Genomic DNA, 14,176 nt, shown 5'->3' on the forward strand with positions numbered 1-14,176 from the left:
CGCTCAGTCCTCGCCGAGGGTGACGAGCGCCTGCACGGGGGTGTGGTCGCTGGGGTGGCCCCCGGCGAAGCGGGCCGGGTTGATGGCGCTGCGGCTCACCCGGACGTCGGGGCTGGCCAGCACCCAGTCGATGCGCTCCTCGCCCTCGACGGCCTCGCCGTAGTCCGGGAACGTGCCCCACTCGGGGGTCAGCCGCTCCTCGGCGGTCGACCAGGTGTCGCCGAGCACCCCGGAGCCCACGAGCGTCGTGTAGGCCCCGGACCCGCCCGCCTCCGCGTTGAAGTCCCCGGTGACCACGGTGGGGGTGTGCGGGCGGAAGCTGTGCACGAGCTCGACCAGGGCCTCCGCGCTGCGGTCCCGGGCGTTCTCGGAGTCGTGGTCGAAGTGGGTGTTGACGAGCACGAGCTCGGCGCCGGTGCCGCGGTCCAGGAAACGGCCCCAGGTGACGATCCGGGGGATGTCGTTGCCCCACGTGGTGGAGCCGATGAGCTCCGGGGTGTCGGAGAGCCAGAACTGGTCCCACTCCAGCAGGTCCAGGCGCCGGGCGTCGTAGAAGATCGCGGAGTACTCGCCCTTGCTGCCCCCGGCGCGGCCGTAGCCGACCATCCGGTAGCCGGCGGGCAGCGCCTGCTCCACCGCCGGCAGCTGGTGGTGGAGGGCCTCCTGCACCCCGAGGAGCGTGGGCTGCTCGAGCTGCAGCAGCCGCGCCAGCCGGGGCGCGCGGTCGGGCCAGTGGTCCGGGTTCCCGGCGTGCGTGCCGCTGTGGTGGAAGCGGATGTTGTAGCTCATCACGTGCAGGGCGCGGCCCGTGGCGGGCCCGATGAGCGGCACCGCGGGATCGGCGACGCCGGGAGTCGTGCAACGGTCGAGAAGGACGGTGTCTGGTGACATCACTGCTCCAGGGTGGGGGAGTGCGGGGGTGTCGTCGTCCCATGGTGGACCGGGCGGTCCGGCCACGGTGCCACCGAGGGGGAACCCCCGGTGGCCATCGGGTGAATTCGCGGGGTCCTCGACGGGGTCCTCCACGGGGACCGCGGCCCCGTGGCCGCCGGTGCACGGCTCAGGCATCCTGCACCTCCACGGGGAACTGCCGGATCTCTCCGGCGGTGAGCAGGTGGGCCCGCCCGTCGACGTTCACGCGCACGGGCTCCGCGGGGCCGGGGCCGAGGTAGAGCCGCAGCGCGGAGCGGGTGACCTCGATCTGGATGGGCTGGTCCCGGTAGCTGATCGAGAAGGACACCTTGGGCAGCTCGGGCGGGATCGCCGGGTGCAGCCACAGCATGTCGTCCCGGACCTCCAGGCCCGTGTAGCAGCGGGTGAGGATGTCCACTGAGCCGGCCATGGCCCCCAGGTGCACGCCCTCCCGGACCGTGTCCCCCTGGGCGTCGACGAGGTCGCTGTTGAGGGCCCGCGTCAGGTAGGACCAGGAGCTGCGGCGGTCCCGGCGGGCCTCGACCCAGGAGTGCACCACGTTGGAGAGCGTGGACCCGTGCGAGGAGCGGTCGCAGTAGAAGGCCACGGTGGCCCGGACCGCCTCCGCCGGGAAGTCGTAGCCCATCTGTCCCAGCAGCTCCCGCAGCTCCTCCGCGGAGAACAGGTACAGGAGCATCAGGACGTCGGCCTGCTTGGCCAGCCGGTAGTCGTTCGTGGACAGCCCCTCGGCGTCGAGGATGAGGTCGAGGCGGCCGATGTAGCCGTAGCGGGCCCGGTAGTCCTCCCAGGCGAACTCCGGCAGCTCCTCGTAGCCCTCGAACTGGGCGAGGACGCCGCCGGCCAGGAACGGGACGCGCAGGCGGGTGCGGATCCGCTCCCAGCGGGCCACCTCGTCCTCCCGCAGGTCCAGGCGCCGCCACAGGGGACCGCCGTAGTCCTGGCCGAGGCGCTCGACCATCTCGACCGCCCGCGCGAGCAGCCAGGCCGTCATGACGTTGGTGTAGGCGTTGTTGCGCAGCCCCGAGCCCGGCCTGCCGGGGCCGCCGTCGTGGAACTCGTCCGGGCCCATCACCCCGGTGATCACGTACCGGCCGTCCTCGGGGTCGTGCACCGCCAGGCTCGAGAAGAACCGGGCGATCTCCACCACGAGCTCGGCGCCCTGCTCGATCAGGAAGCGGGTGTCGCCCGTGGCCTGGTAGTACTGCCACACGCTGTGCGCGACCGCCAGCCCCACGTGGCGCTGCAGCCGCGAGTGGTCGGGCATCCACCGGCCCGTGCGGGGGTTGAACAGCGCCCGCGGGGTCTCCTCCCGGCCGTCGCTGCCGCTCTGCCACGGGAACATGGCGCCCTCGTGGCCGGCCGCGCGGGCCGCGGCCCGCGCCTCGGGCAGGCGCCGGTACCGGTAGGCGAGCAGCGCCCGGGTCCACTCGGGCCGGCGGAGGGTGAGCATGGGGTAGACGAACATCTCGTCCCAGAACACGTGGCCGCGGTAGCCCTCGCCGTGCAGCCCGCGGGGCGGGACGCCGGCGTCCAGGTCCGGGTGCGCGGCCGCCACCGACTGCAGGACGTGGAAGGTGTTGAGGTTCACGGCGAGGCCCTGCTGCCCGCCGGCGTCGGTGGCCACGGCGAACGCGGACCACAGGGACTGCCACGCGACCACGTGCGCGGAGAGCAGCTCGTCGAAGCCGCCCGCCCGGTCCAGCATCGTGGTCGCGGCGAGCGCCGGCGTGGAGATCGCCCGGTCCTGCGAGGTGACGAGGGCGACGACCTTCTCGACCCGCACGGCCCGGCCCGGGTCCATCCGCAGCCGCAGCTCGTGGCCCAGCACACCGGGGGCGGGCCGGGCCGGGAACTGGGAGAGCAGGCGGTCCTCGGCGCCGCTGCGGAGCACCCGGGTGCGGGCGGCCACGGCGATCCGGACCCCGGACTGGGACGTGGTGGCCTCGACCAGGGCGGTGCCGTGGCCCAGGTCCTCGAGGAGGGCGTCGTCGAGGTGCCGACCGGAGAGGAGGGTGTCGTCCGCGACGTTGCGGTTGCGGACGTCGGCGTCCACGAGGCTGCGCACGGTCAGGGTCCCGCTCCAGTCCTCGGCCTCGAAGACCGTCTCCTGGCCGGCCAGGTGGCGCTGGTCCTGGGAGACGAACCGGCGGGTGGTCACGCGCGTGGTGCGCCCGGCCCCGTCCCGGAAGCGCAGGGCGCGGGTCAGCACCCCGGTGCGCAGGTCGAGGTCCTGGTGGAGCTCCAGCACGTTCTGCGGGGTGGGCTCGAACCAGTAGCCGTCCAGGACGCGGTACTGCACCAGCAGCCAGTTGGGGGCGTTGACGAGGTCCTCGTGCTCGAGGACGAGACCGGCTGCCTCGGAGCGCGCCCGGTTGTAGACGCCCGCGAGGTAGGTGCCGGGGTAGTGCGTGCCGTCGGCCCGGGACTCGCACGCGGCGCCGCGCACGGCCATGTACCCGTTGCCGAGGGTGCACAGCGACTCCCGCATCCCCTCCTGCGGCGGGTCCAGGCACGTGTAGGTCAGGTTCCACGGGCTGTCCCCGCCGGAGCCGCCGCCCCAGTCGGAGTCCTCGGGGGCCGTGGCGACCGGGATGTCGAGGTCCGTGAGGCCGTCCACGACGAGGTGGGCGCCGGCGGCGAGCAGCCGCCCCCGCCGGCCCGCGCCGTCGACCCCCACGACGAGCCCGAAGCCGTGGGCCACGGCGGCCCGGACCAGGCGGTCGCTGTCGCTGACCACCACGATGTGCTCGGGCTCCACCGCCAGCCGGCGGGAGGCGAGCAGCAGGGAGGCGGCCGGCGGGTGCCGGTCCGGCCCGTCCGGCCGCGGGGCGTCCTCCCGCGGAGGGTCGGCCGCGACCACGATGTCCGCCGGCGGTCCCTCGGACAGCTCCGGGTGCGTGGTGACCAGCGCGGTGAGCACGCCCTCGGCGTGCAGACGGGCGAAGAGCTCGGCGGCGTCCGCCCGGTGGCGCGGGTGCAGGGCGCCGCTGCTGGGGGGTATCGGGACCGGGGCGGCGTCGTCGCCCGCGCGGGCGCCGTCGTCGGGGCCGGGTGCCGCCCCCGCCGGTGCGAGGGCGAGCACCACCGCTCCGTAGGTGCTCCTGCCGTGGACGGCAGGCTGCTCCAGGACGCCGCTCATGCGGTCATTGTGCCACCTGCCTCCGTCAGGCGCCGGAGACGGGCGGGACGGGGCGTCAGTTGATCGTGCTGAGGCGGATGGTCTCGGGCAGTCCCAGGATCTCCTCGATGACCTCCCGGGTCACCCCGTTGCCGGCGTCCGTGACGAGGTAGCCGGTGTCCCCGCGGGTGGACAGCTGCTGGCGGTCGATGTTGATGCCGTGGCCGCCGAGGACGCTGTTGACGGTCGCGAGGACGCCGGGGACGTTGCGGTGCAGGTGCAGGATGCGGGTGCCGCTGACGGCGGTGTCCAGCTGGACCTGCGGCATGTTCACCGACAGGGTCGTGGATCCCGAGGTCACGAAGGACGAGAGCTTCCCGGCCACGAACCGTCCGATGTCCACCTGCGCCTCCTGCGTGGAGCCGCCGATGTGCGGGGTGAGGATCACGTTGGGCAGGCCCTGGAGCACCGAGGTGAACGGGTCCCCGGCCACCTTGGGCTCGTTGGGGAAGACGTCCACGGAGGCGCCGGCGATGTGCCCGCTGACCAGGGCGTCCCGCAGCGCGTTGTAGTCGACGACCATGCCCCGGCACAGGTTGAGGAACAGGGACCGGGGGCGCATCCGCTCGAACTGCTCGCGCCCGAACAGGCTGTCGTTGCCGACGCGGCCGTCCACGTGCAGCGAGACGGTCTCGACCCGCTCCAGCAGCTCCTCCAGCGTGTCGCAGCGCTGGGCGTTGCCCAGCGGCAGGCGGTCCACGATGTCGTAGTAGTAGACCCGCATGCCGAGGGTCTCGGCGAGCACGGACAGCTGGGAGCCGATGTTGCCGTAGCCCACGATGCCGAGGGTGCGGCCGCGGACCTCGTGGGCGCCCTTGGCGGACTTGTCCCACACGCCCTCGTGCATGGCCTTGTTCTTGTCGGTGAGGTGCCGGGCCATCGAGATGATCTCGGCGACGGCGAGCTCCACCACGGAGCGGGTGTTGGAGTAGGGGGCGTTGAAGCACGTCACGGCGTGCTCGGTGGCGGCCGTGAGGTCGATCTGGTTCGTGCCGATGCAGAAGGCGCCCACGGACAGCAGCTGCGGGTGGGCTTCGAAGACCTCCCGGGTCACGTGGGTCTTCGAGCGGATCCCGAGCAGCTCGACGCCCTCGAGGGCCTCGACGAGCTCTCCGGTGTCGAGGGCGCCCTTGCGGGTCTCGACCTCGATGCCCTTCTCGGTCAGGATGCGTTCGGCCTCGGGGTGGACGTTCTCCAGGAGCAGTGCTTTCACAGTGACCCAGTCTATGGCTCCGGCGCGGGGGACGACGACGCCGGACGTCACCCCGCCGCCGATGTGGCCCGAGTCACCGTCCTCCGGCGGGCGCCGGTGTCTCCCCGGGGTCCGTCGCCGGTCCGGGGCCGGGCGCCGGGCGGCGTCGGCGCAGCCCGGCCCGCCCGGCGCGGGCCCCGTGGACGATCCGTGCCGGGGTGCGGCACGACCGAGCAGTACTTCCACTGTTGCCCGCCGGTCGGTGACGGACGTGTGCGATCGTGATTAGCATCACGAGCACCCCCGCTCCGGCGCGGCCCACCGCAGGGCCGGGCCGGCCGCACCGCTCACCCCCCGGAGGACCAGCACGTGATCCCTCAGCACCGCGATCCCGCGACCCCCAGCCCCGCGACCCCCCGTCCCCCGCACCGCCCGCGCCGCCGGATCGCGGCGGCGCTCGCCCTCGCCGCCGCCCTTCCGCTCGGCGCCGCGGCGCCCGCCGCGGCGGAGGCCAACTTCCCCTCGACCGAGGGGCGGACCAGCACCTCGAGCATCCTGACCCCCGATGACGTGGTGCAGGAGCTGCAGAAGCTCGAGCGGACCAGCCGCTACGGCGTGGACGCCTTCACCCTGGCGGAGGCCGGGATGGAGACGAGCACCTCCGAGCAGGGCCGGGACCTGTGGGTCGCGACCGTCGGCTCCGGACCGGAGCACGTGTGGCTCCAGGGCCGCATCCACGTCAACGAGCCCTACGGCACCGACGCCCTGCTGACCCTGCTCAAGGATCTCGGCACCAACGGCTCGGCCGAGTACGAGCTGCTGCGCTCGACGTTCACCTTCCACGTCATCCCCATGTACAACCCGGACGGCGCCGAGGCCAACATCCGGCACACCGTCCTGTGGGACCGGGTCTCCGGCGGGCCGGAGGGGGGCGCGCCGCAGCGCATCGACCTCAACCGCGACTGGACGGCCGAGGGCTTCGCCGCCGACGAGTCCCGCGCGTTCTACGAATACTGGACGACCGTCGACCCGGCCTGGGGCGTGGACATCCACCACCAGGGCCTCAAGCAGGAGTACGGGACCGGCGACGACGTCACCCTCTCGCTCGGCATCTCCCTCGCCCCCGGCGGCCCGACCCTGCCGGGGCTCGAGGGCGGAGCCTACGACCGGCTCACCCGGCAGATGAACGTGCACGTCTACGACGAGCTCGCGAAGTACGGCTCCATCAACATCGACCGCTACCAGGTCGGCGGCAGCTACGAGATCGACATCAAGGGCGGCGTCGTCTCGGCGATGATGCTCGGCCTGGACCACGACGGGCTCAACCCCGAGGGCCACTCCCACCCGGTCGTGTTCTTCGAGACCTCGGGCAACTCCTCGGAGGGCAGCCTCGGCCAGAAGGCCCGCGGCAAGAGCGTGCGGCAGAACGTGCTCGCCCTGGAGGAGCTGCTGCTGGGCCTGGCCACCGGCGAGGTCCAGCAGGAGGACCCGGAGCGCTGGGCGGAGATCCCGCACGCGCCGGTCACCGGCTACCAGACCGACTACGCGGGCATCCTCCCGGTCGGCGGCTGAGTCCGGTCGCCGAGGACCTCCCGGGGGCGGCGGCGACCCGGGGGCACGAAAAAGGCGAAGCGGGACATCCACCGGATGTCCCGCTTCGCCTGTGCGGTGCGCGAGGGGGGAGTTGAACCCCCACGCCCTTTCGGGCACACGGACCTGAACCGTGCGCGTCTGCCTATTCCGCCACTCGCGCTCGTCGACCACAGCGGCGGACCGCTGTGGGCAACGACGACAATCCTACCCACACTCGTCCCCGTTGGCCAATCGTGGTCCCGGGCGCGCGCCAGTAGGCTTGCCGCATCCCGGCCAGGGACGGACGACAGCACACAGGGGGCAGGGATGGAACCGGACGACGCGAACCTCGAGGAGAAGCGCAAGGAGCTCGGCCGGACGGACGAACCGCTCGAGGACGAACTCGTCGAAGAGTTCGACAACACCGTCACCGAGGGTGCGGAACGCCTGACCCGCACGTGGCGGGCGCTGGTCATCACCGGGCTGTTCGGCGGCATCGACGTGGGCGTGGGCATCCTCGCCTACCTGGCGGTCAAGGAGGCCACGGGCTCCGACCTGCTGGCCGGGGCCGCGTTCGGCTTCGGGCTGCTCGCCCTCCAGCTCGCCCACTCGGAGCTGTTCACGGAGAACTTCCTGGTGCCCATCTACGCCGTCGTCTCCCGGCACAGCACCTGGCTGCAGCTGGGACGCTTCTGGACGGTGACCCTGCTGACCAACCTCCTGGGCGGATGGCTGTTCACCTGGTTCGTGGTGGCGGGGTTCCCGCAGTTCCACGACACCCTGGAGAAGTCGGCGAGGCAGTACCTGGAGGGCGGGCTGACACTGGAGTCGGCCGCCCTGGCGCTGCTGGCCGGCAGCACCATCACGCTCGGCACGCGGATGGCCCAAGGCTCGGGCAGCGAGGTGGTGCACACCTTCATCGCGCTCATCGACGGCCTGCTGGTCGTCGGCCTGGGCATGCTGCACGGAGCGCTGAACTCGGCCATCATCTTCGGGGCGATGCACGCGGGCGCGGACATCTCCTACACGGAGTGGCTGCTGTGGATGCTGTGGGTCATCCCGCTGAACATGGTCGGCGGGCTCGTCGTCATCACCCTGCCGCGGCTCGTCCGCACGCTCGAGCTGATCAAGAAGGAGCGCGCGAAGCAGAACCGCCGGCACGCCGAGGACGGACGGGTGGTCTGAGGGCTCAGCCGACCACGAGCCCCGTGGTCAGGGCGAACGACCCCCACAGGCCCGTCAGGGCGAAGAGGGTGATCGGGGCGAGCAGCGCGATCTCCGCGGCCGATCCGGCGTTGCCGATCAGCGGCACCGTGAGGAAGGAGCGGTTCTTGTACACCGACCGGGGCAGGGGCAGGGGCATGTGCAGCGGGTAGAGCAGGTGGATCCCGCGCGTGGTCACCAGGTCCCCGGCGAGGTGGGCGACCACCCCGGTGGCCACGGCCGCCGGGAACCACCACTCGTGCGCGGGCGGGTGCAGCCCCACGACGACGCCCAGCCCGATCCCCACGACCCAGTTGAGCTTCGCGACCCGGTCCGGCACGAAGGCGAGCACCTGCACCGCGAAGGCGATGAGCAGCACGGACATCACCGCGGCGAGCGGCCACACCCAGCCGAGGCCCTCCACCGGGATCCCGATCTTCTGCGCCGCGGCCGCCAGCGCGGTGAACACCGCCACCCCCAGCACGGAGTGGGTGCCCCGCCGGTGGCCGCCGGCGAGCCGGCAGATCCCGCGCGCCAACCAGCTGGACAGCGGGCGCAGGGACCGGGCCACGGTCCCGTCCGGGTGGTCGAGGTCCGGGAGCAGCGCCGCCCCGGCGGTGACGAGCGCGCCGGTGAGCACACCGGTGTCGCCGACGTCCAGGACCCCCCAGCCGATCGGGACGGTGAGGTCCTGCAGGTGCAGCTGGTAGTCGGCGGTCAGCGCCACCCACGCGGCCGCCCCGCAGGCCGCATGGCTCGGTCCCATCATGAGAGTGACGTCCTCCTCGGATTCCCGGTTCCGGCGGGCCGGCCGGCCCCACCAGCGGAAACCCTAGGGTCCGGCCCGGACAGCACAACGGGGCCGCCCGTGCGGCGGGCCGTCCACGGGCCGCCGCGGCCCCCGGCGGCCGCCGCCGGCCGGGTGCTCCTCCCGCCCGGACCGCGTCAGGGGGCGGGCACGGCCCGCCACCCCTCGGAGTCCACCTCGACGACGACGGGCGCCCGCCCGCCCACGCCCCGCCGCCGCAGCGCCTCCTCGATGTCACCGGCCGGGGCGGCGACCACGAAGGTCTCCCCGCGGAACAGGTCGGCGGAGTCCTCGACGAGCGACATCAGCTCCTCGGCGCCACGGGCCGCGAACCGCTCGGCCACGCGCAGGCGGGCGGTCCACGGCGGGGGAGGGGCGGCGTCGTCGAGGAGGACGGCGGTGGCCGGGCACTGCAGGTCGGTCATGGCCGGTCAGTCCACGGTCTTCGGCCGCCACGGCAGCTGCTGGTCGCAGCCGGGGGTGAGCCAGGCCTTCACGAAGCCGCCGGACTGGTAGACGAACTCCCGCAGCAGGCCGCGCGGGACGTCCGGGTAGTCGAAGGAGAGCACGTCCAGCTCCCCGGTGTAGCAGCGTCCCAGCAGCAGGCGGGACCGGGCGACGTGCTGGCGGTACGTGAGCACGCTGACGTGGTCCCACCCCCGCTGCTCGCTGAGCGCGCGCAGCTCCATCGCCTCGCCCTGGGTGGTCGAGGGGTCGGGCCGGAAGCAGATCACCTCGTAGTCCTGCTCGCCGTCCCCAGAGCAGGTCTGCGCGGCCCGCGCGTAGTACACCCTCCCCGAGGCGTCGCCGAGGTCCCGGCTCCCGGGGTTCGCCACGACCAGCACCGGCGCCAGCCCGGCGTCCATGAGCCGCAGCGCCTCGGCCATGCGGGTCCGGTCCGGAGGACCCAGGACGAGGAGGGCGTCCGAGCGCGCCGGGGCGTCGGCCCGGGGGTGCTGGAGCACGGCCCAGCCGGCGATCAGCCAGACCAGCCCCAGCGCGAGCACCGGGACGAGGATCCAGGCCGTCCACGCGGTGCGGCGGGTGGTGCGGGCACTTCGGGGCATCGCGCCGCTCCTCGCCGGTCGTCGGTCGTCGGTCGCCGGGACAGGGGCCGGACCAGCCGACATTGTCGCACCCGTGGCTGGGCGCGGGCGCCGTGTGACGGGACGGCGCCGCCGGGACGGGGTGGCACGGGCCTACGATGTAGGACGCCGGTGCCGTGCGCGCGGGCGTGCCGCGCGCACCCGAGCTCGACGACCGAGGAGGACGGACCGCATGACGGTGGAGGACCAGTCCGGCGTGCTGTGCCGGGTGCCCATGCGCTGGGGCGACATGGACCCGTACGGGCACGTGAACAACGTGGAGGTCGTGCGGCTGCTCGAGGAGGCGCGGATCGCGGCCCTGGGCGTGCCCGTGGGCACCGGCGACCAGGTGGAGCCCCCGCTGATCGACTTCTTCTCCGCGCTGCCGGAGGGCACCCAGGCGCTGATCACCGAGAACCGGATCAAGTACCTCCGCCCCCTCGAGTACCGCAACACCCCGGTGGAGGTGCGGGTGTGGGTCGTCTCGGCCCGCGGCGGGGCGCTGACGCTGGGCTTCGAGATCACCGACGTGGTCTCGCGCCGGGCGTGCGTGCGGGCCGAGACCCAGCTGGCGTTCTTCGTGCCCGCCACGGGGACGGTGCTGCGCATCTCGGCGGAGCAGCAGCAGCTCCTCGCCCCCCACGCCGGCCCGCGCGTCTTCCGCTGACCCGCCCCGCTCAGGCCTCCGTGCGCGCCCGGTGGGCCGCCTGCGAGCGCCGGTACTGCGCCGCGAGGCGGACCGGGGCGTTGGGCGCGCCGAAGCCGGAGTACCCGTTGCGGCGCTCGACCACCTCGAAGAACACCGTGCCCAGGGTCTCCGTGTAGAAGTGCAGGAACTCGCCCTCCGCGTCCCGGTCGTAGAGCAGGTGCAGCTCCTGCAGGGCGGCCACGAACCCGGCGTCGAGGTCGAAGCGGGCGTCGAGGTCCTCGTAGTAGTTCTGCGGCACGGGCAGGAACCGCAGCCCGCGCCGGCGTGCCCGCCGGGCCACGGCGAAGACGTCCGTGCAGGACAGCGCCACGTGCTCGGGGTAGGCCGCACCCACGAAGGAGCCCTGCTCGGCGGCCGTCGGGGCCACGTTGAGCGGCATCCGCACCGCGCCGTTGGCCGAGCGCATCACCTGGCTGCGCACCAGCCCCGAGGGGCCGGGGACGTCCTGCGAGGCCTGCGCCTCGAGGGCGAGCACGGAGGTGTAGAACAGGACGGCCTCGTCGTAGTGCTGCCAGGGCTGGGCCATGTTGAGGTGGTCCACCCCGGTCACCAGGGCGCCGGTCTCGAGCTCGTCGTCCGCGCCGAACTCGCCCAGCCAGACCGGGACCCCGTCCGCCGTGCGCTCGCAGAAGAAGATCTCCGTGCCGTCCGGGGCGAACACGCCGCGCAGCACCTGCTCGCCGGGGCCCTGGGAGCGCGGCACGGGCAGGGCCTTGAGCCGGGCGGCCCGCTCGACGGCGGCGGCCGGGTCCGCGACGTCGAAGCCGAGCGCGGCGACCTCGGTGGGGGAGCCCTCCGGGACGGCGTCGTTGACGACGACGCGCACCGGTCCCTGCACCCAGACCTGCACGTTCTCCTTGGACTGGTGGTGCCCGCCCAGGGCGAAGCCGAGCTGGTGCAGGAGGCGGGTGGTCTCGCCGAGCCGTCCGGTGCGGATCTCCACGAAGTCGTAGCCGCTGGGCTCCTCCACCGCGGGCAGCGCCTGGAGCTCGAGCGTGTCCCGGGTCCGCCCGCCGGCCAGGGCCCGCCGGGTCTGGTCCTCGAGCCAGCGCAGGGAGCGCAGCCCGTCCACGGCCGTGCGGTTGACGTCGGCCTGACGGAAGGCGTCGTTGAAGATCTCCAGGGACACCGGCCCGTCATAGCCCGCGCGGACCAGGTGGGACATGAACCCGACCATGTCGAAGTCGCCCTCCCCGGGGAACACCCGGTGGTGGCGGGACCAGGACAGCACGTCCAGGCTGAGCAGCGGGGCGTCGGCCAGCTGGACGAAGAAGATCTTCTCCGCCGCGATGCCCTCGATCGGCGCCGGGTCCCAGACGCGGGAGAGGATGTGGAAGCTGTCGAGACAGGTCCCCACGCTCGGGTGGTCGGCGAGGTCCACGATCCGCTGGGCGTGCTCGAAGTCGTCGACGAACTTCCCCCAGGCCAGCGCCTCGTAGGCGAGCCGCACCCCGTGGCGGGCGGCGAGCTCGCCGAGCTGCCGCAGCTGCCCGGCCACGACCTCGTCGTCGTCGATCTCCGCCGTGGCCACGTTGGAGCACACGAGCACGGTCCGCACGCCGAGCCGGTCCATCAGCCGGAACTTGGCCTCGGCGCGCCGCAGGTTCGCGGCGAGCCGCTCCGGGCCCACGGCCTCGAAGTCCCGGAAGGGCTGATAGAGGTCCAGGCTCAGGCCCAGCTGCCCGGCGAGCTCCCGGATCTGCTCGGGGGAGGAGGGGGAGACGACCAGGTCCTGCTCGAACACCTCGATCCCGTCGAAGCCCGCGGCCGCGGCGGCGTGCATCTTCTCCTCGAGGGTGCCCGAGAGGCAGACCGTGGCGATCGAGGTGCGCATCAGCGTCCCGCTCCGGAGACGGCCGGCTCCGCGGCGGTGCGCTCCGAGCCGTCCTGCTCCGCGGCGGTCCGCTCCCCGGTGCCGAGGGCGCGCAGCTCGGCGGCCTCGGTGCGCGTGGTGTGCAGCGCGTCGATCTCGTCGAGGGACTTCTTCGCCGTCTCCTTCGCGGTGAGCGCGGCGCCGCCGGAGATCAGGCACGCGACCGTGACGAAGACGGCCACGCCCAGCCGGTTGTCGCCGGCGGGACCGGCCACGGCGGAGGCGAGGACGGGCGCGAAGCCGCCCGAGACCGCGAAGCCGATCTGGGTGCCCAGGGCCAGCCCGGTGACGCGCACCCGCAGCGGCAGCATCTCGGCGTAGAACGAGGGCCAGATGCTGTTGGCCATCGAGTAGAAGCCCCCGGACATGACCGCGCCGAGCACGAAGATGAGCGGCCAGTTCCCGGCGTGGACCGCCGAGAGGTAGGGGTACATCAGCACGGCGGGGCCGAGCACCCCGGCGAGGAAGACGGGCTTGCGGCCGATGCGGTCGGCGAGCACGGCCACGACCGGGATCACGACCAGGGCGACGGCGTTGGCCAGCACGGAGACCCACAGCATGGTGGAGCGGTCGAGGCCGACCACGGAGGTGGCGAAGGACAGCGACCACACCGTGAACACCACGTTGACGGTGTTGATCATGGCGGCCGCGGCGATCCGGACCACGGCGGCCCGGTGGTGCCTCAGGAGCACCCGCAGCGGGGACTCCGGCTGCTCGGCGGGCACCTCGGCGCGGGCCTCCTGGAAGGCCGGGGGCTCCTCCAGGTGGCGGCGGATCAGGTAGGCGACCACCACGACGACGGCGGAGAGCCAGAACGGCACGCGCCAGCCCCAGCTGAACAGCGCCTCCTCCGGCAGGAGGGTGAAGGGGATGAACACGGCGGTGGCGAGCAGGGTCCCGAACTGGGTGCCCTGCAGGGTCCAGCTGGTGGTGTACGCCCGGCGGTCCTCGTCGGCGTGCTCGAGCGACATGGAGATGGCGCTCGCCTGCTCGCCCGCGGCGGACAGGCCCTGGACCACGCGGCACAGCACGAGGAGGGCCGGGGCCAGCATCCCCACCTGGTCGTAGGTCGGGAGGCACCCGACGGCGAAGGTCGCCCCGCCGATCATGAACAGGGTCAGCATGAGCACGAACTTGCGGCCGAACCGGTCCGCCAGCGGACCCATGACCAGCGCGCCCAGCGGCCGGACGATGTACGCCACGCCCACGGTGCCCATGGCGAAGAGGATGGCCACGCCGGGGGACGTCTCGGCGGGGAAGAAGAGGTGGTTGAGCACCAGGGCGGCGGCGGTGCCGTAGACCGCGAAGTCGTAGTACTCGAGGGCGCTGCCGATCCAGCTGGCCAGGGCGGCCTTGCGGGGCGTCCTGACGGACGGCGGCGGGGCCGGGGTCTCGGCGGTCGTCGCAGCTGAGCTCATGGGGTCCTCCGGTCCGGGCCACAACACGAGCTGACTCTCATATTGTGGAAACGACTTCTATTCTGTGACACATGGTCGCTGTGAGCTGGTCCACATGTCAACCGCGGAGCGAACGGAGCGCCGCCGTGAGAACGCCCCACCGGGCCGTCGTCCCGCACCCCGGGTGTCCCCGATGACGGCCCCGGGGGCGGCGGGAGCCGCCCGG

General features: G+C 73.2%; 11 protein-coding genes and 1 tRNA gene. 3 read left to right on the forward strand and 9 right to left on the reverse strand.

The annotated features are described in order from the left end of the window. Positions 1 to 3 precede the first annotated feature (3 nt). From Q0817_RS01475 to serA, 3 genes are all read right to left on the reverse strand, one after another. Entirely contained in the window at positions 4 to 891 is an 888-nt protein-coding gene (locus Q0817_RS01475) for an endonuclease/exonuclease/phosphatase family protein (protein ID WP_298583160.1), read from the reverse strand. Between the two features lie 169 nt (positions 892 to 1,060). Next, positions 1,061 to 4,072, reverse strand: coding sequence for a glycosyl hydrolase family 65 protein (locus Q0817_RS01480; protein WP_298583162.1), 3,012 nt, complete (start codon positions 4,070 to 4,072; stop codon positions 1,061 to 1,063). 55 nt (positions 4,073 to 4,127) lie between these two features. Then, complete coding sequence (gene serA / locus Q0817_RS01485; RefSeq protein WP_298583165.1) at positions 4,128 to 5,324, reverse strand: phosphoglycerate dehydrogenase; 1,197 nt, start codon at positions 5,322 to 5,324, stop codon at positions 4,128 to 4,130. A 348-nt stretch (positions 5,325 to 5,672) separates the two neighbouring features. On the opposite strand from serA, the gene Q0817_RS01490 reads away from it, so the two are divergent. Continuing rightward, the gene (locus Q0817_RS01490; protein WP_298583167.1) at positions 5,673 to 6,875 is read left to right on the forward strand and encodes a M14 family zinc carboxypeptidase; all 1,203 of its coding nucleotides are present in this window, start codon (positions 5,673 to 5,675) and stop codon (positions 6,873 to 6,875) included. A gap of 97 nt (positions 6,876 to 6,972) precedes the next feature. Here Q0817_RS01490 and Q0817_RS01495 read toward each other — a convergent pair. Then, positions 6,973 to 7,056: transfer RNA gene (locus Q0817_RS01495), tRNA-Leu, on the reverse strand. Between the two features lie 146 nt (positions 7,057 to 7,202). On the opposite strand from Q0817_RS01495, the gene Q0817_RS01500 reads away from it, so the two are divergent. Further along, positions 7,203 to 8,060, forward strand: a complete 858-nt coding sequence (locus Q0817_RS01500) for a formate/nitrite transporter family protein (RefSeq protein ID WP_298583169.1) — start codon at positions 7,203 to 7,205, stop codon at positions 8,058 to 8,060. Between the two features lie 4 nt (positions 8,061 to 8,064). On the opposite strand, the gene Q0817_RS01505 is transcribed toward Q0817_RS01500, so the two are convergent. The 3 genes from Q0817_RS01505 to Q0817_RS01515 all read right to left on the reverse strand — a co-directional run bounded on the left by Q0817_RS01505 (position 8,065) and on the right by Q0817_RS01515 (position 9,953). Next, the gene (locus Q0817_RS01505) at positions 8,065 to 8,847 is read right to left on the reverse strand and encodes a metal-dependent hydrolase (RefSeq protein WP_298583171.1); all 783 of its coding nucleotides are present in this window, start codon (positions 8,845 to 8,847) and stop codon (positions 8,065 to 8,067) included. Positions 8,848 to 9,023: 176 nt separating this feature from the next. Further along, positions 9,024 to 9,311 (reverse strand): hypothetical protein, encoded by a 288-nt coding sequence (locus Q0817_RS01510; RefSeq protein ID WP_298583173.1) that lies wholly within the window; start codon positions 9,309 to 9,311, stop codon positions 9,024 to 9,026. A gap of 6 nt (positions 9,312 to 9,317) precedes the next feature. Next, positions 9,318 to 9,953 (reverse strand): YdcF family protein, encoded by a 636-nt coding sequence (locus Q0817_RS01515; protein ID WP_298583175.1) that lies wholly within the window; start codon positions 9,951 to 9,953, stop codon positions 9,318 to 9,320. Positions 9,954 to 10,164: 211 nt separating this feature from the next. Here Q0817_RS01515 and Q0817_RS01520 point away from each other — a divergent pair, with 211 nt between their 5' ends. Continuing rightward, complete coding sequence (locus Q0817_RS01520; RefSeq protein WP_298583177.1) at positions 10,165 to 10,638, forward strand: thioesterase family protein; 474 nt, start codon at positions 10,165 to 10,167, stop codon at positions 10,636 to 10,638. 10 nt (positions 10,639 to 10,648) lie between these two features. Here Q0817_RS01520 and Q0817_RS01525 read toward each other — a convergent pair whose 3' ends face one another. Both Q0817_RS01525 and Q0817_RS01530 read right to left on the reverse strand, forming a co-directional pair. Further along, complete coding sequence (locus Q0817_RS01525; protein ID WP_298583179.1) at positions 10,649 to 12,514, reverse strand: bifunctional sugar phosphate isomerase/epimerase/4-hydroxyphenylpyruvate dioxygenase family protein; 1,866 nt, start codon at positions 12,512 to 12,514, stop codon at positions 10,649 to 10,651. Beyond that, on the reverse strand, positions 12,514 to 13,971 hold the full coding sequence (locus Q0817_RS01530; RefSeq protein ID WP_298583180.1) for an MFS transporter: 1,458 nt from the start codon (positions 13,969 to 13,971) through the stop codon (positions 12,514 to 12,516). The genes Q0817_RS01525 and Q0817_RS01530 overlap by 1 nt, the downstream gene beginning before the upstream one ends. Between the last annotated feature and the right edge of the window lie 205 nt (positions 13,972 to 14,176).

The sequence above is a fragment of the uncultured Kocuria sp. genome (assembly GCF_947500125.1).
Taxonomy (GTDB): Bacteria; Actinomycetota; Actinomycetes; order Actinomycetales; family Micrococcaceae; genus Kocuria.

Excerpts from the sequence above, each read along its gene's own strand:
- Q0817_RS01475 (WP_298583160.1), bottom strand. The coding sequence starts at position 891 with ATGTCACCAGACACCGTCCTTCTCGACCGTTGCACGACTCCCGGCGTC.
- Q0817_RS01480 (WP_298583162.1), bottom strand. The coding sequence starts at position 4,072 with ATGAGCGGCGTCCTGGAGCAGCCTGCCGTCCACGGCAGGAGCACCTAC.
- Q0817_RS01500 (WP_298583169.1), top strand. The coding sequence starts at position 7,203 with ATGGAACCGGACGACGCGAACCTCGAGGAGAAGCGCAAGGAGCTCGGC.
- Q0817_RS01505 (WP_298583171.1), bottom strand. The coding sequence starts at position 8,847 with ATGATGGGACCGAGCCATGCGGCCTGCGGGGCGGCCGCGTGGGTGGCG.
- Q0817_RS01510 (WP_298583173.1), bottom strand. The coding sequence starts at position 9,311 with ATGACCGACCTGCAGTGCCCGGCCACCGCCGTCCTCCTCGACGACGCC.
- Q0817_RS01515 (WP_298583175.1), bottom strand. The coding sequence starts at position 9,953 with ATGCCCCGAAGTGCCCGCACCACCCGCCGCACCGCGTGGACGGCCTGG.
- Q0817_RS01520 (WP_298583177.1), top strand. The coding sequence starts at position 10,165 with ATGACGGTGGAGGACCAGTCCGGCGTGCTGTGCCGGGTGCCCATGCGC.
- Q0817_RS01525 (WP_298583179.1), bottom strand. The coding sequence starts at position 12,514 with ATGCGCACCTCGATCGCCACGGTCTGCCTCTCGGGCACCCTCGAGGAG.
- Q0817_RS01530 (WP_298583180.1), bottom strand. The coding sequence starts at position 13,971 with ATGAGCTCAGCTGCGACGACCGCCGAGACCCCGGCCCCGCCGCCGTCC.